This is a genomic window from Streptosporangium sp. NBC_01639 (assembly GCF_045209755.1).
Lineage (GTDB): Bacteria > Actinomycetota > Actinomycetes > Streptosporangiales > Streptosporangiaceae > Streptosporangium.
The window spans coordinates 3,149,192-3,171,708 of the sequence record NZ_CP109272.1 but is presented as its reverse complement, the minus strand read 5'-3'; the positions used below and the strand labels follow the sequence as shown (position 1 = coordinate 3,171,708).

Annotated in this window: 17 protein-coding genes; 10 read left to right on the top strand and 7 right to left on the bottom strand. The window is 70.8% G+C overall.

Translation table 11 applies throughout. The annotated features are described in order from the left end of the window. Window positions 1-45: 45 nt before the first annotated feature. Window positions 46-1,458 (bottom strand): SDR family NAD(P)-dependent oxidoreductase, encoded by a 1,413-nt coding sequence (locus tag OHA77_RS14135; protein ID WP_406318535.1) that lies wholly within the window; start codon window positions 1,456-1,458, stop codon window positions 46-48. Window positions 1,459-1,613: 155 nt separating this feature from the next. Here OHA77_RS14135 and OHA77_RS14130 point away from each other — a divergent pair, with 155 nt between their 5' ends. The 8 genes from OHA77_RS14130 (at window position 1,614) to OHA77_RS14095 (ending at window position 9,727) form a co-directional block, all read left to right on the top strand. Continuing rightward, window positions 1,614-3,290 (top strand): CDP-alcohol phosphatidyltransferase family protein, encoded by a 1,677-nt coding sequence (locus tag OHA77_RS14130; RefSeq protein ID WP_406318534.1) that lies wholly within the window; start codon window positions 1,614-1,616, stop codon window positions 3,288-3,290. A gap of 101 nt (window positions 3,291-3,391) precedes the next feature. Then, window positions 3,392-4,000 carry a DUF5941 domain-containing protein gene (locus OHA77_RS14125; RefSeq protein ID WP_406319823.1) on the top strand — a complete coding sequence of 203 codons (609 nt, stop codon included), beginning with the start codon at window positions 3,392-3,394 and terminating at the stop codon, window positions 3,998-4,000. Between the two features lie 114 nt (window positions 4,001-4,114). Further along, complete coding sequence (locus OHA77_RS14120) at window positions 4,115-4,849, top strand: sugar phosphate nucleotidyltransferase (protein ID WP_406318532.1); 735 nt, start codon at window positions 4,115-4,117, stop codon at window positions 4,847-4,849. Window positions 4,850-4,854: 5 nt separating this feature from the next. Beyond that, window positions 4,855-5,895: an iron-containing alcohol dehydrogenase family protein gene (locus OHA77_RS14115; protein ID WP_326826995.1), complete on the top strand. Its 1,041-nt coding sequence runs from the start codon at window positions 4,855-4,857 to the stop codon at window positions 5,893-5,895. Then, entirely contained in the window at window positions 5,873-6,640 is a 768-nt protein-coding gene (locus OHA77_RS14110) for a CDP-alcohol phosphatidyltransferase family protein (protein WP_326820156.1), read from the top strand. Before OHA77_RS14115 ends, OHA77_RS14110 begins: the two co-directional genes overlap by 23 nt. A gap of 196 nt (window positions 6,641-6,836) precedes the next feature. Beyond that, the gene (locus tag OHA77_RS14105; RefSeq protein WP_326826996.1) at window positions 6,837-7,718 is read left to right on the top strand and encodes a glycosyltransferase; all 882 of its coding nucleotides are present in this window, start codon (window positions 6,837-6,839) and stop codon (window positions 7,716-7,718) included. 42 nt (window positions 7,719-7,760) lie between these two features. Then, window positions 7,761-8,846, top strand: a complete 1,086-nt coding sequence (locus OHA77_RS14100) for an alanine racemase (protein WP_406318531.1) — start codon at window positions 7,761-7,763, stop codon at window positions 8,844-8,846. Further along, on the top strand, window positions 8,843-9,727 hold the full coding sequence (locus OHA77_RS14095; protein ID WP_406318530.1) for a sugar kinase: 885 nt from the start codon (window positions 8,843-8,845) through the stop codon (window positions 9,725-9,727). Before OHA77_RS14100 ends, OHA77_RS14095 begins: the two co-directional genes overlap by 4 nt. A gap of 305 nt (window positions 9,728-10,032) precedes the next feature. Here the strand turns inward: OHA77_RS14095 and OHA77_RS14090 are convergent, their stop codons facing one another. After that, window positions 10,033-11,781 (bottom strand): hypothetical protein, encoded by a 1,749-nt coding sequence (locus OHA77_RS14090; protein ID WP_406318529.1) that lies wholly within the window; start codon window positions 11,779-11,781, stop codon window positions 10,033-10,035. Between the two features lie 384 nt (window positions 11,782-12,165). Between OHA77_RS14090 and OHA77_RS14085 the strand changes: the two genes are divergently transcribed. Next, a complete protein-coding gene (locus tag OHA77_RS14085; protein ID WP_406318527.1) occupies window positions 12,166-12,390 on the top strand; it encodes a hypothetical protein in 225 nt (74 codons plus the stop codon). Between the two features lie 273 nt (window positions 12,391-12,663). Here the strand turns inward: OHA77_RS14085 and OHA77_RS14080 are convergent, their stop codons facing one another. The 5 genes from OHA77_RS14080 to OHA77_RS14060 all read right to left on the bottom strand — a co-directional run bounded on the left by OHA77_RS14080 (window position 12,664) and on the right by OHA77_RS14060 (window position 20,184). Continuing rightward, the gene (locus tag OHA77_RS14080) at window positions 12,664-13,467 is read right to left on the bottom strand and encodes an acetoacetate decarboxylase family protein (RefSeq protein WP_406318526.1); all 804 of its coding nucleotides are present in this window, start codon (window positions 13,465-13,467) and stop codon (window positions 12,664-12,666) included. Beyond that, entirely contained in the window at window positions 13,452-14,519 is a 1,068-nt protein-coding gene (locus OHA77_RS14075; protein ID WP_406318524.1) for a glycosyltransferase, read from the bottom strand. The genes OHA77_RS14080 and OHA77_RS14075 overlap by 16 nt, the downstream gene beginning before the upstream one ends. A gap of 100 nt (window positions 14,520-14,619) precedes the next feature. Continuing rightward, window positions 14,620-16,572: an acyltransferase family protein gene (locus OHA77_RS14070; protein WP_406318523.1), complete on the bottom strand. Its 1,953-nt coding sequence runs from the start codon at window positions 16,570-16,572 to the stop codon at window positions 14,620-14,622. A gap of 284 nt (window positions 16,573-16,856) precedes the next feature. Beyond that, the gene (locus tag OHA77_RS14065) at window positions 16,857-18,446 is read right to left on the bottom strand and encodes an LCP family protein (RefSeq protein ID WP_406318522.1); all 1,590 of its coding nucleotides are present in this window, start codon (window positions 18,444-18,446) and stop codon (window positions 16,857-16,859) included. Between the two features lie 157 nt (window positions 18,447-18,603). Then, on the bottom strand, window positions 18,604-20,184 hold the full coding sequence (locus tag OHA77_RS14060; RefSeq protein ID WP_406318521.1) for a hypothetical protein: 1,581 nt from the start codon (window positions 20,182-20,184) through the stop codon (window positions 18,604-18,606). Window positions 20,185-20,288: 104 nt separating this feature from the next. Here OHA77_RS14060 and OHA77_RS14055 point away from each other — a divergent pair, with 104 nt between their 5' ends. Continuing rightward, window positions 20,289-22,445, top strand: a complete 2,157-nt coding sequence (locus OHA77_RS14055; RefSeq protein ID WP_406318520.1) for a hypothetical protein — start codon at window positions 20,289-20,291, stop codon at window positions 22,443-22,445. Window positions 22,446-22,517 lie beyond the last annotated feature (72 nt).

Here is a 22,517-nt window from a genome sequence, read left to right as displayed (position 1 = left end):
CGAAGCTAGCCGCGCGCCGATGTCCGCCCAGGTAGGCGCGCTGCGTCAGGCCCCGTCGAGGCGGACGTCGATCACGTGCCCGGTGAGGTCGGAGATGAGCACGTCCATGGAGGTCTGGGCTACGGCGCGCGGTGAGAGCAGAGTATGGGCGGGTTCCTCACCGAAAGCGCGGACGCGCATCGGGGTGCCGGTCCGCTCCGGGTTGACGCAGTTGACCCGGACGCCGTACTCGGCCCACTCGTCGGCGAGCGCCTGGGTCAGGTTCACCACGGCGGCCTTCGTCGAGGAGTAGAGGCTGTAGTCGGTCCGGCCCCGGGTGTAGGAGGAGGAGGTGTAGAGCAGCAGGTGGCCGCGGGTCTCGCGGAGGTGGCCGAGGGCGGCCCTGGCGATGTTGACGGGGCCGAGGTAGTTCACGCCCACGGTCTCGGCGATCGTGGCGTCGCTCACCTCGCCCAGCTTGCCCATGTGCAGCACACCCGCGGTGTTGACCACGTAGTCGATCCTGCCGCTCTCCTTGGCCGCGTGGGCGAGCGCGTCGTTCACCGCCCCGGCGTCCTCGACGCGCACCCCGTTCAGCGACCGGGAGAAGGAGAACACCTCGGCGCCGTACCGTCCGGCCAGCTCGACCACCTCGGCGCCGATGCCGTAGCTGCCGCCGAAGACCACCACGGTCCTGCCTTCCATCGCCTCCCGGTAGGCGGAGGGGGAGCGCCGCGGGGCGCTGCCCGCGGCGAGCTGGAAGAGCTTGTCGGCGATGAACACGTCCACCGGATGGGTGACCTTCATGTTGTGCTCACTGCCCGGCACGATGTAGATCGGCACGTCGGGAAGGTAGCGGAGCACCACCCCGCAGTCGTCCGTGGCCGGATACCTGCCGAAGTCGGGGTCGGCGAAGGCCCGCTGGTAGGCCTCGCGGATCACCGAGAGCCGGAAGCACTGCGGCGTCTGGCCGCGGCGCAGCCGGGAACGGTCGGGGATGTCACGGACGATCTCCCCGCGTGGCCCGGGAGCGGCCACCACGACCGTGTCGGAGCTCGGGATCGCCACGTTGACGGCCGAGTAGACCTGCAGGGCCGCCACGCACTCGGTGATGATCCGGGGCTCCAGCAGCGGTCTGACGGCGTCGTGCAGGAGCACGTCGCACTCCTGCGTCCCCAGCGCGTTCAGCGCCCGCCAGGTGGTGTCGGTACGGCTCTCGCCACCCTCCAGGATCTTGCTGACCTTCCGGAAGCCGTTGCGGGCGACGATCCGCTCCACCTCGCCGGTGAAGCCCGGCGTCATCAGCACGATGATCTCGTCGATCTCGGGCGCGCCGTCGAACAGGGCGAGGGTGTGCTCCAGGATCGTCCGGCCGGCGATCTTCACGAGCTGCTTGGGGGTGTTCAGTCCGACGCGCTGGCCGACTCCACCGGCAAGGACGACCCCGACGGTGCGGAGACGCGGTTCAGGAACGGCCAAGATCTGCTTCCTTCGACGGTGCGGATACGGCGAGCGTAATGGGTGCTTACCCGAACGCAGGTCGCGCTCCCGTGCTATCCAGTCAAGATCTCGCTACGCTAAGTGCGCACTCCCCGGTTCGCACGGTGATCCCGTCGGATACGAAGGAGCCCGGTTTGCCTGATTTCCACGTCCCCACGCCGTCCGGAAACGTCCGGACGGCCGCCGTCGTGCTCGCCACCACGGACGCGGCGACCTCGCGCTGCGCCGACGGCACGCTGCTCGACCGGCTGACCGGCCAGCTCGGCCGGCTCCCCATCGGGGACGTGCACGTGGTCGGCCGCTCCAGCGACATCATCCACGCTCCCGGCGGCACCTACATGATCGGCGCCGAGGGCTCCCGGGGGCTCGCCGACGACCTGCGCAGGATCGCCGAGGTGGCCCGTACGGCCACCGGCCCGGTGGCTGTGATCGCGGGGGACCTGGTGGCCCACACCGAGGCGCTGGCCATGCTTCTGGCGCACCCCGCGCACGACACGGGCGCGGTGGTGACCACGGACGGTGAAGGCGCCGGGCCGCTGCGCCCGCCGGTCCGGATCGAGGGCGGCCGGGTGGCCGCGGCGGGCAGCACCTTCCACGGGATCGCCGACGCCAACGGCACCTTCCGGGGTGTGCTCCAGGTGGGAGTGGCCGATCTCCCCCTCCTCGCCGAGACCGCGGACACGCTGGCCGAGCCGGCCGGGACCGGCCGGTTCGGGCTGCTGGGCGGCGCCGAGGTCGGCGAACTGCTCCTGGTCGGCCTGGTCCGCTCCGGTGTCCCGGTGCGCGCCTGCGTGATCGGGCGGCTGCGCTGCGACCGGGTGGCCGGGCAGGCGGACGCCGACTCGGCCATGTCACGCCTCACGGAGGTGGACGAGGAGCGCGCCCGGCTGGACGCCACGGTCAAGCCGAACGACGGCTTCTTCACCACCCACTTCGTGAGTTCCTGGTCCACCCACCTGGTCAAGCTGGCGGCGGAGCTGCGCCTGACGCCGAACGCGGTCACCGGGATCTCCGTCGGCCTGGCCATGCTCGCCGCGGTCTCGTTCACGACGGGCACCCGCCAGGCGCAGGTCGCCGGTGCGGTCCTGCTCTACCTGTCGTTCGTGCTCGACTGCGTGGACGGCCAGCTCGCCCGCTACACCCGCGCCTACTCCCCGCTCGGCGCCTGGCTGGACGCCACCTTCGACCGGGTCAAGGAGTACGCCGTCTACGTGGGCCTCGCCCTGGGCTACACGGCGGGGCTGGACGACTCCCACGGCGGGCCGCACGGCATCTGGGTGCTGGCGGTCGCGGCGATGATCCTGCAGATGCTCCGCCACACGATCGACTTCTCCTACGCGGGGTCCCGCGCCGACGCCGCCCGCAAGGCGGTCCGGGCCGGTACGGCCGCCTCGCTGACCGTCCCGGCGGAGGTGCCCGCCCGGCCGGAGCCGCCGGGGCCGCTGGGGCCGCGCGGGGCGCAGGAGCCGCCGGAGGACCGGCGGGCCGAGGCCGCCGAGGGCGGTGCCGCCGGACGATACCCGCGGAGCCGGCCGGCTCCCGGGACCGGCGCCGGCGACGTGGGGAACGCGGGTAACGCGGGCAACGCGGGGAACACGGTCGTGCGGCTGTCGCGCCGCCTGGAGCGGGTCTCCCTCACCCGCTGGCTGAAGAAGATCATCGTGCTCCCCATCGGGGAGCGGATGGCACTCATCGCGGTGACCGCCGCGGTGTTCAACGCGCGGGTGACCTTCGTCGCGCTGCTGACCTGGGGCGGCGTCGCCGCCCTCTACACGGTCGCGGGCAGGATCGGCAGGTCCTTCAGCCGATGACGCCACGTGAGGGCCTCAGGGGCGGCGGCGCGGCGGGAGCGGCCCGGCGGGCATTCCGCGGAGCGAGCGAGGAGACGAATGCGATCATGGTTTCCGTGCGCATGACGCCGGTGCCGCGCAGCACCGTGGTGGCCTACCGGGACGACGGAGCGCTATCGAGGGCGATGGGCGCGCTGGTGGCCGGGCAGCTCCCGCCGCTGCCCCCGGCGATCGTCGGGATGTTCGTGACCGGGGTGCTGCTGATGGTGGGCGTGGCCGGTGCCGACGGCATGGCGGTGTTCGCCCCGGCGGTGGCGCTGCTGCTGGCCGGTCCCGGCAGTTCCCATCCGCACGACGGCAGGATCGACTGGCTGGTCCCGCCGATCCTGCGGCTGACCGAGTACGGATTCGTGGCCGCGGTCGGGTTCGCGCACGACGTGCCGCCATGGTTGATCTTCCTGCTGCTCGGCGCGATGGCCTTCCACCACTACGACGTCGTCTACCGCGTACGGCAGCGCGTCTATCCGCCGTCCTGGCTGGCCACGGCCGGTCTGGGCTGGGACGGCCGCATGCTGCTGATCGCGCTGGGCGCCCTGGCCGGGCAGATGACCCTGGTCTTCTGCCTTCTCGCCCTCTACCTCTGGGGCCTCTTCGGATGGGAGAGCGTCACCTGCTGGCTGGCCGTACCACGCTCGGGGGTGGACGCGGCGGATCCTGGCACCCACGATTGAGCCACGGCCGAGAACGGTCGGGAGATCCTCGATTACACGTTCTGGCCCCAAAGCCAACTAACCTTTGGGGCCAGGAGTGCCCGCCGAGGGGCTCATTCGGGTGAGGAGCGCACGTTGCTGGGAATGGTGCTGGCCGCCGGGGCCGGACGACGCCTGCGGCCGTACACGGACACGCTGCCCAAGGCGTTGGTGCCGGTCGACGGTGAGACCACGATCATGGACATCTCGCTGCGCAACCTCGCGGCCGCGGACCTCCGTGACGTCGTGATCGTCGTCGGCTACCAGGCGCAGGCCGTACACGAGCGCAAGGCCGAGTTGGAGCGGCGCCACGGCGTCAAGCTCACCCTCGTGCACAACGACAAGGCCGAGGAGTGGAACAACGCCTACTCCCTGTGGTGCGCGCGCGACTACTTCGACCAGGGCGTGCTGCTGGTCAACGGTGACACCGTGCACCCGGTCTCCGTCGAGCACACGCTGCTGTCCGCGCCGGAGAGCAGCGACATCCTGCTGGCGGTGGACGACGTGAAGAAGCTCGCCGACGAGGAGATGAAGGTCACCCTCGACGAGGCCGGCCATCTGGCGCGGATCACCAAGCTGATGGACCCGGCCGACGCGGCGGGGGAGTACATCGGCGCGACGCTGATCCGCCCCGGCATCGGCGGGCGCCTCGCCGACGCCCTCCAGGCCACCTTCGAGCGTGACCCGCAGCTCTACTACGAAGACGGCTACCAGGAGCTCGTCGCCCGCGGGGAGAAGATCTCGGTCGCCCCGATCGGCGAGGTCTCCTGGGTCGAGGTCGACAACCACGACGACCTGGCCAAGGCGCGGGAGATCGCGTGCCGATACTAGCCCGGATGCTGCCCGCCCCGCTGACCATGGAGGTGCGGCGGGGAGCCATCGCCCAGCTCGGTTCGCTGCTGGCCGACAGCCGGGTCGCGACCTCCGGGCGGGTGGCGGTGGCGGTGGGCGCCGGCCAGGGCGACAAAATCGCCTCGGTGATCGCCCCCTCCCTCGGCGAGGCCCAGGTCTTCCGGGTGCCCGACGGCTCGGTGGACGCGGCCGTCTCACTCGGCGCCGACCTGCGCAAGGGGGCCTACGAGGCGCTCGTCGGGATCGGCGGCGGCAAGACCATCGACGTGACCAAATACGCCGCGTCGCTGGCCGGCATCCCGATGGTCGCGGTGGCCACCAACTTGTCGCACGACGGGATCTGCTCGCCGGTGGCGTCGCTGACGCACGACGGCGGCAAGGGGACCTTCGGCGTGCCGATGCCGCTGGCCATCATGGTCGATCTCGATTTCGTCCACGACGCGCCGCCGTCGCTGGTCCGTTCCGGGGTCGGCGACGTGGTGAGCAACCTGTCGGCGATCGAGGACTGGCAGCTCGGCAACACCGAGCGGGGCGAGCCGATCGACGGCCTGGCCTGCGCGATGGCCCGCACCGCGGCGGAGGCCCTGATCGGCCGCACGGACTCGATCGAGTCTGACTCCTTCCTCACCGTGCTGGCCGAGGCGCTCATCCTTTCGGGGATGTCGATGGTGATCGCGGGGTCCTCACGTCCCTCCAGTGGCGGAGACCATGAGATCCTGCATGCCGTGGATCAGCTTTTTCCCGGCACCTCCAACCACGGCGAGCTCGCCGGGATCGGTGCCGCCTTCTGTTTCTTCCTCCGGGAGGACCCCCGCAGGCTCGCCCAGGTGGTCGGCTGCCTGCGCGGGCACCAGCTACCGGTCACCCCCGGCGACGTGGGCCTGACCACCGGACAGTTCACCGAGGCGGTCATGCTGGCGCCGTCGACCCGCCCCGGGCGCTACACCATCCTGGAGCACCTGCGCCTGTCGGAGCCGGAGATCAGAGATCGGGTGGAGGATTATGTCCGGGCCGTCGGTCGCTGAGCTCCGTGCGGTGGCCCAGCCGCACTCGACCATGGAGCGCAACAGCGGGGAGCACTGGGCCGGTGCTCTCTACATGCGCAAGCTGTCGATCTACGTCACCTGGTTCCTCGCCAAGACGCCGATCTCCCCCAACCAGACCACCTGGCTGATGATCCTGTCCGGGCTGCTGGCGGGGGTGGTCCTGGCGCTCCCCGGCCTCGGGGCCGCCGTCGGCGCTGCCCTGCTGATCCAGCTCTACCTGCTGCTCGACTGCTCCGACGGCGAGCTGGCCCGGTGGACCGGGCGGACCTCCATCACGGGCGTCTACCTGGACCGGGTCGGTCACTACTTCGCCGAGGCCGCCCTGCTCATCGGGCTGGGCTTCCGGGCTTCGGAGATCCTCCCGGACTGGTACACCGTGATGGGCTTCGCCGCCGCGCTCGGTGCCATCCTGATCAAGGCGGAGACCGACCTGGTCGACGTGGCCCGCGCCCGGTCGGGTCTGGTCGCGGCCACCGAGAGTTCGGCCGAGCACTTCCAGTCGCGTGGCCTGGGCATGGCCCGCAAGGCCGCCGCCGCCCTGAAATTCCACCGGGTGGTCCAGGCCGTCGAGCTGTCCCTGCTCGTGGTGATCGCCGCGGTGTGGGACCTGCTCAGCGGTGGTCTGGCCGCGACGAGGGTGCTCACGGTCGCCTGCGTCGTGGTCGCCGTGCTGCAGATGGCCCTGCACCTCGTCAGCATCCTGGCCTCCAGGCGGCTTTCATGAGGAACCGGACAGCGTCGCGGTGCGTCGTAGGTGCGAACACCTTACTGTTTGGCAGGTGTTCGCCGACGGTTCCGATACGCTTGCTTTCCGGTAAATCAGTAACGTTTGGCCATGTCAAAGTTGCCCGACACAGCAGACTCGGTGATCATGAAAGTATGCTCCGTACGTGCTCTCGACGCGTCAGGGCGATGACCCGTTGAAGATCTCGTGCGTCATCCTCACCATGGGTAACCGGATCCCCGAGCTGGGCCGGGCCGTGGAATCCGCGTTGAACCAGGTCGACGGTGACGTCGAGGTGGTCATCGTCGGCAACGGCGCGGACGTCCCCGAGCTGTCGGTCGGCGTGCCCGCCGGTTCGTCCGCCTCGATCAAGACCGTGCGGCTCGGCCACAACGCGGGCATCCCGGCGGGCCGCAACCGCGGCGTCGAGGAGTGCTCGGGTGACGTGGTGCTCTTCCTGGACGACGACGGCTGGTACGGCGCGACGGATGTCGTCTCCCACCTGCGTGAGCGCTTCTCCACCGAGCACGATCTCGCCGTCGTCTCCTTCCGGGTGATGGACCCCGACGGCGGCAACGGCCAGCGCCGGCACGTCCCCCGCCTGCGGGCGGGGGACCCGGAGCGGTCCTCGCCGGTCACCACCTTCCTGGGCGGCGCCTGCGCCATCCGCCGCTCCGCCTTCCTCCAGGTCGGCGGCCTCCCCGAGCGGTTCTTCTACGCTCACGAGGAGACCGACCTGGCCTGGCGGCTGCTCGGTGAGGGATACCGCATCGAGTACGACGCGCAGACCGTCATGTACCACCCGCAGGTCCCGCCGACCCGCCACGCCGACTTCTACCGGCTCAACGCGCGCAACCGCGTCTGGCTGGCCCGCCGTAACCTGCCCTGGCCGCTGGCGGCGCTCTACCTCCTCAACTGGGTCGCCCTCACCCTGATCCGCGAACGCTCCGGCTCCGCGCTGCGGGCCTGGTTCACCGGTTTCTCCGAGGGACTGCGCGAGCCTGCGGGCGAACGCCGCCCCATGGGCTGGAAGACCGCCTGGCGCATGCTCCGCCTGGGCCGTCCGCCGATCGTCTGATCCCGTACGGCCCGGCCCTTCCCGACGACCGGAGGCGGCGACATGACCGATGCCATGACCCGGCGGGCCCACGAGCTCGCCGCAGCCGGGCGGCTGCCCGCCTTCGTCTACGACCTGTCCGCACTGGACGCGCACGTCGCGGCCGTACGGGCGGCGCTGGGCGGGACCGAACTGCACTACGCGGTCAAGGCCAACCCCGACCCGGAACTGCTGCGGGTGCTGGCCCGGCACGTGGACGGTTTCGAGGTGGCCTCGGGCGGTGAGCTGGCGCATGTGCGGGCGCTGTTCCCCGACACGCCGATCGCGCTGGGCGGGCCGGGCAAGACGGACGCCGAGCTGGCCTCGGACGTCTACCGGCTGCACGTGGAGAGCCCCGGCGAGCTGGCACGCCTGCTCGCCTCCGGGCGCGACGCCGACGTCCTGCTCCGCGTCAATCTGGACGTCCCCGTCCAGGGGGCCTCGCTGGCGATGGGCGGCGGGGCGACCCCGTTCGGCATGGACCCCTCGGACGTCGCCCGGTGCGTCGCCCTGCTGGAGGGCCATGACCGGGTCCGGCTGCGCGGCGTGCACGCCCATCTGGCCAGCGGCCTGCACGCGCGGCAGCTCCTGGACCTCGCCGCGGCCGTACTGGAGTACGCCCGCGGCCTCGGCCTGTCCGAGATCAACCTCGGGGGCGGCATGGCCGTCTCCTATACCGAGCCGGACGCCCTGTTCGACTGGGCCGCCTACGGCACGGGCCTGGCGGGACTACGCGAGGAGGGCGAGGTGCTGCGGATCGAGCCGGGCCGTTCGCTGACCGCCTACTGCGGGCGCTACGCCACCCGGGTGATCGACGTCAAGCGCGTCCACGGCCGGCTGTTCGCGGTCGTCGCCGGTGGCACCCACCACATCCGCACCCCGGCGGCCAAGGGCCACGGCCAGCCGGTCGTCCCCGGCGCGGCCGGCGAGCCGATCACCATCGTCGGCCAGCTGTGCACGCCGAAGGACCGGTTGTCCGCCGACGTGCCGATCGCGCTGAAGCCCGGTGACGTCGTGGAGCTGGCGATGGCGGGGGCGTACGCGTGGAACATCTCGCACCACGACTTCCTGATGCACCGGCATCCGGAGTTCTCCTACGTGGAGAGGTGATCTTTCTGGACGTCTACACCCTCGGCGAGGCCTTCGCCGTCGTCACCAGCGGCCGGATCCGGCACGAGCACGAGGCCAGGCTGGACGTGACCGGCGCCGAGCTCACCGTCGCGGTCGGGCTGGCCAGGCTCGGCCACGAGGCCGCCTGGCTGGGCAAGGTGGGCGGTGACGAGCTCGGGGTGCGGGTCCTCTCCGTGCTGCGCGGTGAGGGGGTGGACGTCACGGACGCGCGGGTGGACGAGGCGTCCCCGACCGGGTTGCTGCTCAAGGAGTCCAGGCCCGGGCAGGCGGCCAGGGTCACCTACTACCGCAGCGGGACCCGGCTCACGCAGGGGAACGTTCCGATGGACCGGATCGCGGCCGCCGAGGTCCTGCACGTCAGCGGGATCTCGGCGGCGCTGAACGCCCGCGACGCCATGCATGCCGCGATACGGGCCGCGCAGGCCGCGGGGGTCACCGTCTCCGTCGCCGTCAACTACCGCGACCAGCTCTGGCCGGACCTGGGGGAGGCCGAGGAGGTGCTCAGTGCGCTGGCCTGCTCGGCCGACGTGCTGTTCGTCCGGCAGAGCGAGCTGGATCTGGTCAAGCCCGCGCTCACCGGAGACCGCGAGGTCATCGTGATCCGGGGCGCCCGGGGCGCGAGCGTCCGGGTGAACGGCGTCCGCCACGACGCCCCGGGCGTCTCCGGTCCCGTGGTCGACCCCACCGGTTCGGGAGACGCCTTCGTCGCCGGATACCTCAGCGCGCTGCTGGAACGGCTGCACCCGGCCGACCGGCTGCGCCGGGGCGTCCTGGTGGCGGCCTTCGCGGCGTCCAGCACCAGCGAATGGCAGGGACTTCCCACCAGGGCCGAGCTGCCCCTGATGACGTTCGACGGCTGAGAATCCGCCGGCCCCGCGCCGGAGGCCGGCCGGGGTCCGTTGCCGAGGTTGATGATCCACTGGCGTCGGTAAGTGCCGAGCTGCCTTTGGGTGCGGTGGAGAAACCGAGGGGAATGGTCGTCTCCACCGGTGCTGACAATCTCCCTATCCCGAAGGCCGCTCCCAGGGGTATTCAGTGACCAGCCGTTTGGTGGGTGTGCTTGCTGGGTGCCGTCGGCGGTGTGACTGGAGTGTGTGCTGAGCCTGACGCAGGCTCAGCACTGCTCCGGCCCTGGCAGGTACGTCGGCCGTAAGGTCATCGGTCCTCATACTAGGCCGACGATTACGGAACTCGGGCGTGCGCTGACAATCACCGCCCCGGGCGCGGGCAACAGACCAGCGACAACGGGCCATTCCCAGTTCGGCAGCTCCGGTGAGGGTAGCGTGACCGGAATCCGTACGGTGTCGGCCGTGCCCCATGGGGTGACGAATGTGGTTACGGTCACCTTGCCCCGGCTCCGGTACGGATACGCCACGACCAACGAATCGGTCAAGGGCCGCTCGGTTTCGGCCTTCCCCGCACGCGATAGAACGAGTCCCGCCAGGGAATACGAAGCCCGCTTCCGTTCACCGGCCCCGAACGGGTTCCAGTCGTAGGTCCGCTCGTGGTCCTTTTGAGGATCGGATACCATATCAAGAAAGCGCTCGGCGCCGAACACGCCGGTGATCCGCTGTTGAGCCAGGATCTTTCCTGATGCCTGCTCCAGCACCATGCCTTCGTCTTCACCCCAGATCACCGATAAAGCGCCCATGTCCGTCGACGGGTAGATCCGGACGCTGTCCGGTTTGACGGACACCCTCCGCTCGCGCCGCCATATCTCGGCCCCGGTTGCGGGATCCAGGCCGAGTACGGCAAAGGTGAATGCCCTCGCCTTTTTCTCCCGAGGTTTCTTCTCAACCCACGGGGCGCAGACGATGAGCTGGGCATACACGTCTCGGGCCAGCGCCCCAGGAGTGGGGGTCGAGCTATTGCCGTTTACATAGCCACCCATGCAGCCTTTCGGCGGAGTGTAGGTCCAGGCTGAAGTGGAGGTCTTCGGATGCCAACCGGTAAGGGTTCCTGGAGTCAGGCTGTAGTTCTGTTCCGCGGGGTGCGAGGTGATGATGCCTTCGGAATGCAGGTATGGGTCGTCGGCGTCTCCCCAGGCAATCATGTGCTCGGCGAGGACCACACCTGTGTAGGCGTCCAGCAGCACCGTCCGTCCTGGGAATCTGAGCATCACCACGCTTCCGTCGGGCGATACCTTGAAGTTGAAGGCGAAGTTATTCACTATGCGGTAGTGCCAGCGTTCCTTGCCGGTAACGCTGTCCAGTGCCACGAGACCGTCAAAAATCATCACCACCGCGCCACCACCGGCGATGACGACGCCCGATACCAGTGAGTCGTCCGGGGCTTCCCACCGCCAGCCGACTCTGCTCACCGAGGTAGGCACCGCCGCCGGGGACTCACCCTTCTTGCTCATGACGCTGTCCTCCGCGGTGACGGCGTGGACGAGCGGCGTCGTGATGGCAGCCAGAGTGGCGACGCTCATCGCCACCGCGGCGGCCGATCCGCCCAGCACTCCCGTGATTCCCTTCCTCTCCGGCCTGAATGCGATCGCCATTCCGAGGAATCCTGCAACTGCCGCCGTCAGGCCAGTTCCGACGTTGGCCTCGAACGCCCCCCACCGACCTGACGTGAAGGTGCCCAACCGGAGCCAGTGATGCACAGCGCCTGCTCCCAGGACCACGGCGCAGGCCACCGCCATGGCGCGCGTCCCGTTGGCCGGCCGCGCGCCGGCCGTGTCCGGCTGTGTCGGACTGCGCCCCGCCTTGAGAGTGGCGACGGCCAGCCACAGGATCAGCGGGATCACCGCTACGAGCGCCGTCAATTGGACACCGGACGGGCGATAAGACGACGCGGGCAACGCCCACCAGTCAAACGGCCACCCCCAGGCGACGTACGCCCAGACGGCGGTCACCACTCCGGTGAGTGCCAGACCGGCGGTGAACCAACCCCACCACGAACGATTCATGCTCTATCCCTTGCGTCGCGCGGTCGAGCCGCTCCTGGGTGACGGCCGGCATGGTTCGCAATCACTTCTTAGGCGTCTCTGTTGCTTCACGTGCACGGAGGATCTCGGCGACCGCCTGACCGCGTCCAGTAAGTGGCTGCGTTCAGTTCGTCCGGCTGGGCCATTGCGGTAGGGCAGAATCATCTGCTGCTTTCCCCGGGAGCAGGGTGCCCGGTTCCGTTGGCGTGCCAGGCTTGACCGGCCAGCACGACGTGCGCTCACCTGCCCCTTGTTCTGGCCGGGAGCTGCTCCGGGTGGGCTCGAAGGTCGCCGAATGCGACCGGGACGACTTGAGCTCGAAGCCCTCCCGGCGGTGGACACCGGGCATTTGGTCATTTTTCGCCTATGGGGTTTTTGATGTGCAGCTTCGCCGCCACTCGATGCGAGCAGTGGTTGTTGAAGTACACGGTCACCGACATCGCCCCGTCACCCCAGGAGCAGTTGGCCCGGGCCTTCGTGGGGCTCTTGCACGAAATGCTGTCCGGGTGCTCGATACCGTTGTGCAGCGCCACCGACGTGGCTGGTGCGGTCGCGGACGATGCCGCACCGGCGGTCGCGGAGCGGCCGTGAACGCACCGCACCGGCTACCACCATGGTTGCCGCCATCAGGCGGAGGCTCTTGGTTATCATGGTTGGTCGATCTTGGTGGATGGCTCTGAAAATCTACTGAAACGGCCCGGAACGGGCACTGATCAGCGCGTCCGCTACTCGCGCCCCACCCTGGGGGCGGGGGGCCGGCGGAACAACCCGCTGGCACGACTCCCAAAACTCATCGGGTACCAGTCGCTGGAGGGACGCTTCCACGACTCTTCCAACGCCCGTCCGCCAAATGAGTCACGTCTCTCAGAGGTCCTCCGCCGCGTCGAAGGCCATGGCGAGGTGGGAGACCGTGGTGGTCATCAGGGCGCGCCTGGGCAGGCCGAGCTCGCTCAGTTCCTTGGCGACGGGGTGGTTGCCCAGCCGGATCAGCGCCCCGCCGGGCCGGGCGCGGACTCCCCGGGCGGACACCGACCAGGGGATGCGACGGGTGACGCCGTCCTGGTGGCTGTAGGCGTCGGGGGCCGCCATCGTGCCGCCCGCGAGCACCGGGGCCCCGGGTCTGACCAGCAGGTCCAGCACCAGGCGGCCGTCCTTGCGCAGGATGCACCGCTTGTAGGGGGAGGTCAGCCGCAGGTCGATGTCGGCCAGCTCCTTGGGAAAGCCCCAGATCGCCCGGCCCGCCTCCAGGGTGAAGCCCTGGTCCACGGGCAGCCAGTGCACGAACGCCCCGGCCTGCCGCAGTCCGGACAGGCGCCCGAGCAGGCCCCGGCGGACCGGTGGCCCTTCGCCGGGCTGCCGGACCGGCCTTTCGCCGAGGTGTCGGTCCGGCCCCTCTTCGAGGTGTCGGACCGGCCTCTCGCCGGGGCGCCGGACCAGGAACGTCACCCCGAACTCCTGGTAGGCGCCCAGGTCGCCGTCGGTGTAGGAGACGAACACCAGGGTGCAGAGCGCCTTACCGGGCAGCACCTCGGCGACGTCCATACCCGAATAGGCGATCACCGCCCGCGCGGCGTCGGCCCGGACCAGGTAGGAGGCCCCGCAGGCGGTGGCGTCCCGGATCCGCACCGGTATGGCGATCTCGCGTCCCTGGATCAGATGGCGTGCCATGCCTCCAGTACACCAACCTCCCGTCCCGACGTCACTGGTCTGTCGGCCCATTCCTCTAGCAATCTCACGAAATCTCCCGCGTGATCGGGCCAGTTGTGATGGCGCAGCGCCTCCTGGTGACCCCGTGCGCCCATCGCCGCGGCCCCGTCGGGATCCTCCCGCAGCGCCAGTACGGCGTGCAGGGCCGCGTCCACGTCCAGGAAGGGGACGACGACGCCGCAGCCGGTCCGGTCCACCAGGGAGGCGGAGGCCGGGAGCGGGGTGGTGACCACCGGAATCCCCTGGGACAGGTAGTCGACGACCTTGGCCGGTACCGACCGCCGGTAGGCGGGCACGTCGTGCGGGAGCGACAGCCCGGCGATCGCCCCCTGGGCCATCCGCAGCGCGTGCCGGTTGGGCACGTAGCCGTACCAGTCGAGGACGCCCTCCCGCTGCGCGTCCCGCAACAGGGGCCTGATCTCGGGGTCGGCGGCGCCCACCAGATCCAGCCTGATCCCGTGGGGGAGCAGCCGCCCGGCCAGCTCGACCAGTTGCGCCGCACCTCCGGCCCGGGAGAGGTGGCCGATGTGCACCACCCGGTTGCGGCCCGGCGGCGCGGGTGGGCTCGGCGGCACGTAGCCGGTGTCGGGCACCACCGGGTGGGGCCGGGAGAACCGCTCCCGATAGGACTCCTCGGCCAGCACGAGGCGGAGGCGGCCTTCCGTGCGGGCCTCGACCCGGCGGAGCAGCGACGGCAGGGTCCGGCGCGGATACGAGGTGGCCTCAAGCGCGGCGACCGGATCCTCGCGGACGTCCCAGACGGTGACGGGGCGGCGCCGGGGCAGCCGGAACAGCAGCTCGACGTCATGGACGACCAGCAGGTCGGCGTCCTCGACCCCCCGCCGCAGGGCGCCGCGGGCGGCTTTCAGGGCGCGCCTGCGGTGCCCGCCCAGCGCACGGGGGACGTCGACGGCCCGGATCCGCGGATCGGGCGTGACGTTGCAGTCGGTGAAGGGCGCGACATAGGTGATCTCGTGCCCGGCGTCGAGGAGGGCCCGGATCTGCCGATGCATGATCCGGGCGTCCTCGGGGTGATGGACAATCGTCCCGACACATACCCGCATATGCCGATGCTGAGTGCCGGGTCCGTCATCACCGGATGTGTTGCGTTAACTACCGGGGAACGGCCGCTGAACTCTCCCGGCTGGGGGAGGCCGCCGCGGCGGGCGCGCCGGGCGGCGGCTTGCCGGGTGAGGCCGCGGACGACCGGCGGTAGAGCCAGACCAGGCGGGGTTCGAGCAGCCATTTGAAGAGCGTCCGGGTCTGCGGCAGGCAGAGGACGATGGCCAGCACCAGCGCGCTCGACGTGATCGCCAGCACCCCCAGCGGGCCGTGCAGCCAGGGGAGACTCAGCCACTTCTGGTCCTTGGCGATGAGCACCACGACGCCGTGGAGCAGATAGGCGTAGAGGGTGCGGGTGCCGAGGTCGGAGAACCAGGTCTCGCGCCGGGGCACCAGCGCCAGCAGCGCGAACGTCATGGCCAGTCCCGCCAGCAGCATGGCGCCGCGCACCCCGAGCCCCATCCACCAGGTGACGTCCATGGACTTGAAGCTGTAGCGGAAGTAGACCGGCTTGAGGCTGACGTGCGGAGCGATGAAGATCGCCACCCCGATGGCGCCGGCGACCGTGATCCCGGCCAGGATCTTGACCCAGAGCGCCTTGAGCAGGTCGAAGTGCTCCGGCTGGAGCACCAGGCCGAGCACGTAGAACGGGAGCAGGCCGAAGAAGCGGTCGATGCTGAAGTCGCCGGAGATCTCCGAGAACCCCGCGATCAGGTAGATGGTCACCGCGACCAGCAGCGGCTGCCGCATCCGGGTCCAGATGGGCGTGGAGATCCGCCAGAGCACCAGGGCGAGCAGGTACCAGTTCAGCCAGGCCGGGTCGATGATCGTCAGGGACCATTTCTGGCCCAGCCCGTAGCGGAGCAGCGCGTAGCCGATCTCCACGACCGCGTAGGGGACCAGCATGGTGTCGACCAATTTGTTGATCTTGGCGTTGGAGTGCCAGAAGTTGCGGCCGAGATAGCCGCTGATCAGCACGAACGCCGGCATGTGGAACGTGTAGATGAACAGGTAGGCCGACTTGGCCGAGTGCGCGGCCAGCGTGGGCACCAGCGAGTGCCCGGTTGCGACCAGGACGATCAGGATGAACTTGACGTTGTCGAGGTAGGGGTCGCGCTTCTTCTTCCCCGGGGGAGGAGCGGGCTCCTCCTGCGGGCGTGGCTCCTGCTCCTTGGCCGACGGGTTCCAGGGGCCCGGCTCGGGCTCCCGCCTGGAGTTCTCCCAGTAGGAGAACGGCCGCTCGGCGGGGACCGGGGCCTCCACCGGCTCCCCCCGGCGGTGGGACGGCGCGGTCGCCCGTGCCGCCGGGGGCTGGGCGCCCGCCTGTCCCGGCGACCAGGCGGGGTCCAACGGGTCCAGCAGGTTCCCGGCGGGCGCGGTGTTCCGCGTCAGGTCCAGGGGATCCCGGCGCGCGTCCGGATACGGCGTCCGGGCCTCCCGCGAGGAGGGATAGGAGGTCTCCCGCTGGGAACCCCAGGTCTGCGGGACGGCGGGCGGCTGGGTGCCCGGGTGCGCCGGGGAGGTGGGAGAGGACTCCCGGTGTGACCGCGGCTGCGGCGGGGAGAGCGGGTCGCCGCGGTGCGAGGCCCGCGGGTCCGCCTCCTCGGCGGGGGACGGGGTGCGGTGCCGCGTCCGTCCCTGCGGCTCAGCGGGGGGCCGGGTGTCCCGGGACGGCTCCTGCTGCCCCGGAGCCGCCTGGGTGTCCCAGTTGGCCCACGCGTCGTTCTCGGCGGCGGACACCGGCTCCTGATAGGCGGGATAGCCCCAGGCGGTCACCTCGCCGGAGTCCTCGTCCGGGGTGTGGGCTTCCCTGCGGCCACCCCCGGAGCCGGGACGGAGGTCCGGCGGCTCCGGCCAGGAGGCCGGGGACGGCTGGGTGTGCGCGGGCATCGGCCATGGGGCGGGCGTCCGGCCCTGTCCGTCGGTGGACCTGCCGGTGTCGGCGTCGGGGACGCCGTCGTCCCCCGGGGTCGGTACCTGGAAGGGGAATCGGGTGTCGCTCACAGGGAAAACGCTCAGCTATCTGTCGGAGACTGGGAGGTAGTCGGACACGCTAGTGGAGACGTCCAGAGACCGCCGGAGGAGTGCGGCCGAGTGGGGTGCGCCTCGCCGACCCGACCAGCCTAGACCGATGACGCGGCCTCTGTCGCACGCGCGCGGGGGGTTCGCGAGGGTTCGCGGTGAATCGTGATCGTGCGAAACCCCCGGCGCGGACGACATTCCCGCTCACCCGCGTCCCCGAGTGAGATCGGCCGCGTGCCCGAGCCGACGGGGTCGCGGGACGGGGGCTACTGGCAGGGGTTGGTCTTGCTGTCGACGACGTCGCCCTTGAGGGAGTCGGGGATCTGGGTGGGGACGCGGACGCCCTTCCAGTCGGCACCGATGACCAACTGGACGACGGGGCCGTCCAAGGGCGCGGCGGCCGGGATGCTCGGTGCGTAGTTCTCCACCGTGGCCGGCCGGACCTTGCCCGCCACCGGGGTGAGCTTGTCGCCGGAGAGCCGGGCGGCCACCGCGTCGGCGTAGGCGGCGCCCTCGGCGTCCTTCTTGCCGTAGTGCAGCGCCGTGGCCGGCACGTTGCCGGTGGCGGGCCTGGCGTTGCCGACCTGGGTCACCTTGAAGCCCTGGGCGACCAGCTTCGCGGCCACCTCGCTGGCCCGGCCCGCGGTGTCGGTGCCGTTGAAGACCTGGACCTGGACCTGCTCGTTCTTGACGGTCGGCTTGGCGGGCGCGTTGGGGGTCGGACTGGCGGTCGGCTCGATGTCGCTGCGGATCGCCTCGAACAGGTTCTGGGCTTCAGGCTTCCAGACGACCCGGTTCTTGTCGGTGGGATCCGGCATCCACGGGACGGTGACGGCCTGCAGGCCCTTGGCGGTGAGGGACTTCGCGCTCTGGGCGATCTCCACCATGCGCTCGACGGTGAGCTTGGTGTCCACCGTCATCGAGGAGGTGGCGGCGGTCAGGAAATTGGACAGCTTTCCGAAGTCGGTCAGCAGGTCGGAGCTGGTGGCCTTCTTCATCACCTGCTGGAGGAAGACCTGCTGGCGCTTGATCCGGCTGATGTCGCTGCCGTCGCCGAGCGAGTAGCGGGCGCGGACATAGGCGAGGGCGGTCTCGCCCTTCACGACCTGCCTGCCCTTGGACAGCTCCAGCTTGGCCTTCTTGTCCGACACATCCTCGGGGAGACAGATCTCGATGCCGTCCAGCGCGTCGACGATGCCCTTGAACCCGGCGAAGTCGACCTTGACGAAATGGTTGAGGCGGATCTGGGTCAGCGCCTCGATCGTCTTCCAGGTGCAGACGATGCCGCCTTCGTTGAAGGTCGCGTTGATCATCTTGAGGCCGGCGGGGACGACCGCCTTCGTCGTGGGGTTCTGACAGGCAGGAGCCTGGACCACGGAGTCACGGGGGAAGCTCAGCAGCGTCGCCTTGTCGCGGTTCGGGGAGATGTGGAGGAGCATGATGGTGTCGGTCCGCTCGCCCTGACCCTGCATGTGCTGGCCGTACTTCTTGTTCGCCTCGCCCTCGCGGCTGTCGGAGCCCACGACGAGCACGTTGAGCGCCCCGGTCTCCGGGGGGCGGGCGCCGAGCTGGCTCTCGACGTTCAGCCGGTCGATGTTGTCGTCGAGGCCGCGGTAGACCTTGTAGGCCCCGAGGGTGCCGACCACCAGGACGCAGGTCATCCCGACGCTGATCCAGCCGCCCATGCTCAGCCGTCCGGTATTTCGTCCCGGTTTGCGGGGCGGTCTGTCGTACTCGACCGGGTTCTCGGGGGGCTGCTGCCCGCCGTTCCCACCCGCGCGCCGGGATCCCCGGCGGCCGTGGCTGCCCGGCTCGGTCCGGCGGTCCCGCACGGTGACATGCCGATGGTCGCTCATGCGATCTCCTCGCCGGGCGGCAACATCAGATGCTGTCTCAGCTCGCTCATTGCGCCCAAAGAGTAGGTCACGAGGCGCGCAGGGGACGTGATGATGGCGTGAACTTGGTCATGACTGCCCCTTTACAGGCCCTGTGATGATCCGGCGCTCAGCATACTCAAATGCGGACATTTCTTGGAATGTTACGGAAAGAAGGTTTACCCACCATAAACGCGGCGGCCAAACAGGCGGCCGGTACGGCGGGCAGGACGTAGCGGTAGTCGAACTCCGCGACCGCCGGCGGCATCACGAGCAGCACCACCGCCGTCGTCCACGGCAGCACCCACATCATGGAGTCCGGGCCCACCCGCCCTGCCGGGGCCGCCACCGGGGCCGCCACCGGGGCCGCCACCGGGGTCGCCACCGGGGCCGCCGACGGGGCGGGCACCGGGCGGAATCGCCGGACGAGCGCCGTCACCGGGGGGACGAGCAGGATGACCAGCACCGCCGCGCCGGGCAGCCACACGATGTCCTGGTAGGCCCGTATCCAGCCCGCGTACGGCTCGACGATCCGGGTGGTGATGGGCCCCCGCTGGTAGTGGCGCTCGGCCTGCTCCGCGCCCACCGTGGCCGGGTGGCGGCCCGGCGTCGCGGGCGGCGTCGCGGGGAACTCGTAGTAGTCGTAGACCTCCTGGTCCGGGTAGACCGGGCGGGTCAGCGGGAACGAGCGCGCCAGTTCGGAGAGCACCGAGCCCAGGTAGGCGAGTGGCTGGCGCTGGATGGCCAGTGACGCGAACCGGCCGGCCAGCGTGTCGTTCGCCTCGCTGAAGGTGATGCCGGGCAGCATGACCAGCGGGGACTCGGGACTCCAGACATACTCCTGGGCGGGCGGCCGGCGCTCGGGCGGGCGGGGATCGCAGAGCACGGCCAGGTCCGCGGGCGGCCGCAGCACCGCGCAGTCGGCGAACGTCATCGTCTTGGCGTAGAGGAAGACGCCGTTGGCGCCCACGATGCCGATCCGGCCGGAGGTCGCGTGGAACCAGGCCCCGTACCCCAGGATCGGCAGCGCCGCCGCGGCCAGCATCACCCCGGCCATGAGCACCCGGCCCCGCGCCCGGTAGACCAGCCAGCACGCGAAGATCACGACGAGCGGCAGCCCGACGGTCCTGGTCAGCGTCGCGGCCGCGACCAGCAGCCCGATCCCGCACGCCGTACGCCATCCGGCGGTCCGGGAGAGGGCGAGGCAGACCGCCGACATCACCAGCGTGGCGAACAGGGTGTCGGAGACCAGCAGGTGCTCCAACTCGATCTGGTAGGCGTCCAGAAGGGAGGGAGCGGACGCGAGCACCGCGGCCCAGCCGGGGGCGCGCAGCCGCCGGGCGGTGAGGTAGACGAGCACGCCGACCAGGAGTCCCAGCAGATGCTGGACCAGCGCGACGAGGGCGAAACTGTGGAACGGTTCGAGCAGCCGCAGGAACATCGAGTAGCCGGCCGGCCGGACCAGGTCGGGCCGGGGCCGCAGCGCGGTGACGACGTAGGTGTAGGAGTCGGGGAACCAGAGCGCGGGGCGGTAGCCGAGCATGGTGACCACCCGCAGGACGGCCCCGAGCCCGAAGACCCCCAGGAACCACCGGTGTCCCCGAGTCCAGCCGGACCCGAGCCCCGCATCCCACGGGAACCGCTTGCGCCCCCGGGCCCGACCGGCGCCGAGATCCAGAATCCCCAGGAACCATCGGTGCCCCCGAGCCCAGCCGACCACGTGCCGCCCCCTTCGCGCGCTGCGCGTACGCTACCGGCTTTCGCCGGATGGATGCGCGTGCCCATCGCCCTCGCGGGGGGCTGCCACTACGCTCGGGTCGAGTTATGAGGATCGTCTGGCTGGATCGCGTGCGGAGGCCCACGGCGGGCAGGGTGCTCGCCGTGCTGTCGGTCGTGCCCGCGCTCGTGCTGGCGGGCTGGCTGCTGGCAGGGCTGTCGCTGCTGCTGTTCGGCTGGTTCCGGCCGCTCGCCGCCCTGCCGCTGGGGCTGGTGCTCGCCGCGGTCCTGTGCCGGTACGGCCTGCGCCGGCTGCCCGAGACCGTCGAGGCCACCGCCTGGCAGACGGCCGGGGTCGTCGCCGTGGCCCTGGCCTCCGGGATCTTCAACGGCCTGTTCCACAGCGAGCAGCTCGTCGTCCGCCGCGACCCCGCCACCTACGCGCAGTACGCCGTCTGGCTGGCCGGGCACGGCTCGTTGCCGATCCCGTACCAGCAGGCGGCCTTCGGCGGGCCGGATCCCGCACTGCGCTTCGACAGCGCGGGTTTCTACAGCTCGGACGGCGCGATCGTGCCCCAGTTCATGCCGGGCGCGCCGCTCGTCGACGCGCTGGGTCACTGGGTGGGCGGTCTGTCCGGCCTGCTGCTGGTGCCGCCGGTGCTGGGGGCCCTGGCGGTGCTCGTCCTGTCGGGGGTGGTGGCCCGGATGGTCGGCGCCCGGTGGGCCCCGCTCGCCGCGCTCGTGTTCGCGGTCAGCCTCCCGATCCTCTACACCTCGCGCACCACCTTCAGCGAGCTCCCCTCCATGATCCTGCTCTTCGGCGGTCTGGCCCTGCTCCACGACGCCCAGGTCAGGCTCCGTTCCGGCATCACCGGCCTCGGCTACCTGCCGTCGCTGCCCTCCGCCGAGCAGCCCGGACGGATCCGCCGGGCCCAGTCGGACGGCGCGGTGATCGGGGCGGAGCTGGCCGGCCTGGTGTTCGGGCTGGCCGTCCTGGTCAGGATCGACGGCCTGCGCGACGTGCTGCCCGTGCTGGTCTACGCCGGGCTGCTGATCGCCATGCGCCAGGTCGGCACCCGCGACGAGGGACGGCTCGGCGTCCCGCTGCTGTTCGGGCTGGCGGCGGGGACGGGGACGGGGATCGCGGCCGGATACATCCTGTCCAGGCCCTACCTGGACTACCTTTCCGGCTCGCTCGTCCCGCTGCTGGCCATCTGCGGCGTGGTGCTGGTCCTGACCCTGGTCGTCACGCTCCTGGCCCCGAGGCTCGCGGTGCTCTTCCGGCGGGTCAGGAGGGTCCGGCGGCTGCCCGAGATCGCCGGCGGCCTGGTGGCGCTGGCCGCGGTGGCCTTCGCGGCCCGGCCGCTGCTGCAGGTGGTCACCCGGCTGCCGACGACGCCGGAGGACCGGCTGAACTTCGAGTTCATCGAGCGGACCCAGCAGGCCAACGGGCTGCCGATCGACGGCTCCCGGCTCTACTACGAGGAGTCGCTGTACTGGGTGGTCTGGTACGTCGGCGTCCCCGTGGTGGTGCTGGCCACGCTGGCCGCGGCGCTGCTGACGCGCAGGATGGTCCGGGGCCGGGGCTTCGGCTGGCTGCTGCCGCTGGCCGTCGTCGGCTGGACCACCGTCACCACGCTCTACCGGCCGGGCATCACCCCCGACCACCCGTGGGCAGACCGGCGGCTGGTCCCCGTCGTCATCCCCGGCCTCATCCTGCTCGCCGTCTGGGGACTGCGCTGGGTGCGGGAGAAGGCCCGCCGGATGGGGTACGGCCGGGCCGTCCAGAACGGCCTCGCCGCCTCCGGCGCGGTGCTCCTGCTCGTCCCCGCGGTGATCACCTCCGCCGGGACGGCCTTCACCCCCGTCGAGTCCGGCGAACGCGCGGCGGTCGAGGCGCTGTGCGCGGCCCTGCCGGAACAGGCCTCGGTGCTGATCGTGGAGCGGGTCACCGGCGAGCGGTTCACCCAGGTCGTCCGGGGCACCTGCGGCGTCCCCACCGCCCGGGCCGACCTCATCCCCGGCGGTGACGTGGCCGCCGCCGCCGACGTCGACCGCCTGGTCGACCGCACCCGCGCCGCGGGCCGCGTCCCGGTCCTGCTCGCCGCCAAGGCCGGCCAGCTCTCCGGGTACGGCCCGGCGGTCCAGGCGATGAAGCTGCACACCCGCCAGGACGAGAGATCGCTCACCGGCCCCCCCGACGGCACCTGGTCGCTGTCCATGGACGTCTGGATGGCCGTCCCACCCGCGAACGCGGGCCCCTGAGAGTCACGGGGATCGCCACCTCGCCGAGCCGTTGCCGGTGACCGTCGGCTTGGGTCTTACGGCGTTCTTCTA

Coding starts and splice junctions, on each gene's coding strand:
- OHA77_RS14075 (WP_406318524.1), bottom strand. CDS start 14,519: ATGCATCGGCAGATCCGGGCCCTCCTCGACGCCGGGCACGAGATCACC.
- OHA77_RS14090 (WP_406318529.1), bottom strand. CDS start 11,781: ATGAATCGTTCGTGGTGGGGTTGGTTCACCGCCGGTCTGGCACTCACC.
- OHA77_RS14110 (WP_326820156.1), top strand. CDS start 5,873: ATGTCCGGGCCGTCGGTCGCTGAGCTCCGTGCGGTGGCCCAGCCGCAC.
- OHA77_RS14100 (WP_406318531.1), top strand. CDS start 7,761: ATGACCGATGCCATGACCCGGCGGGCCCACGAGCTCGCCGCAGCCGGG.
- OHA77_RS14085 (WP_406318527.1), top strand. CDS start 12,166: ATGGGGTTTTTGATGTGCAGCTTCGCCGCCACTCGATGCGAGCAGTGG.
- OHA77_RS14055 (WP_406318520.1), top strand. CDS start 20,289: ATGAGGATCGTCTGGCTGGATCGCGTGCGGAGGCCCACGGCGGGCAGG.
- OHA77_RS14065 (WP_406318522.1), bottom strand. CDS start 18,446: ATGAGCGACCATCGGCATGTCACCGTGCGGGACCGCCGGACCGAGCCG.
- OHA77_RS14125 (WP_406319823.1), top strand. CDS start 3,392: ATGACGCCGGTGCCGCGCAGCACCGTGGTGGCCTACCGGGACGACGGA.
- OHA77_RS14115 (WP_326826995.1), top strand. CDS start 4,855: ATGCTGCCCGCCCCGCTGACCATGGAGGTGCGGCGGGGAGCCATCGCC.
- OHA77_RS14080 (WP_406318526.1), bottom strand. CDS start 13,467: ATGGCACGCCATCTGATCCAGGGACGCGAGATCGCCATACCGGTGCGG.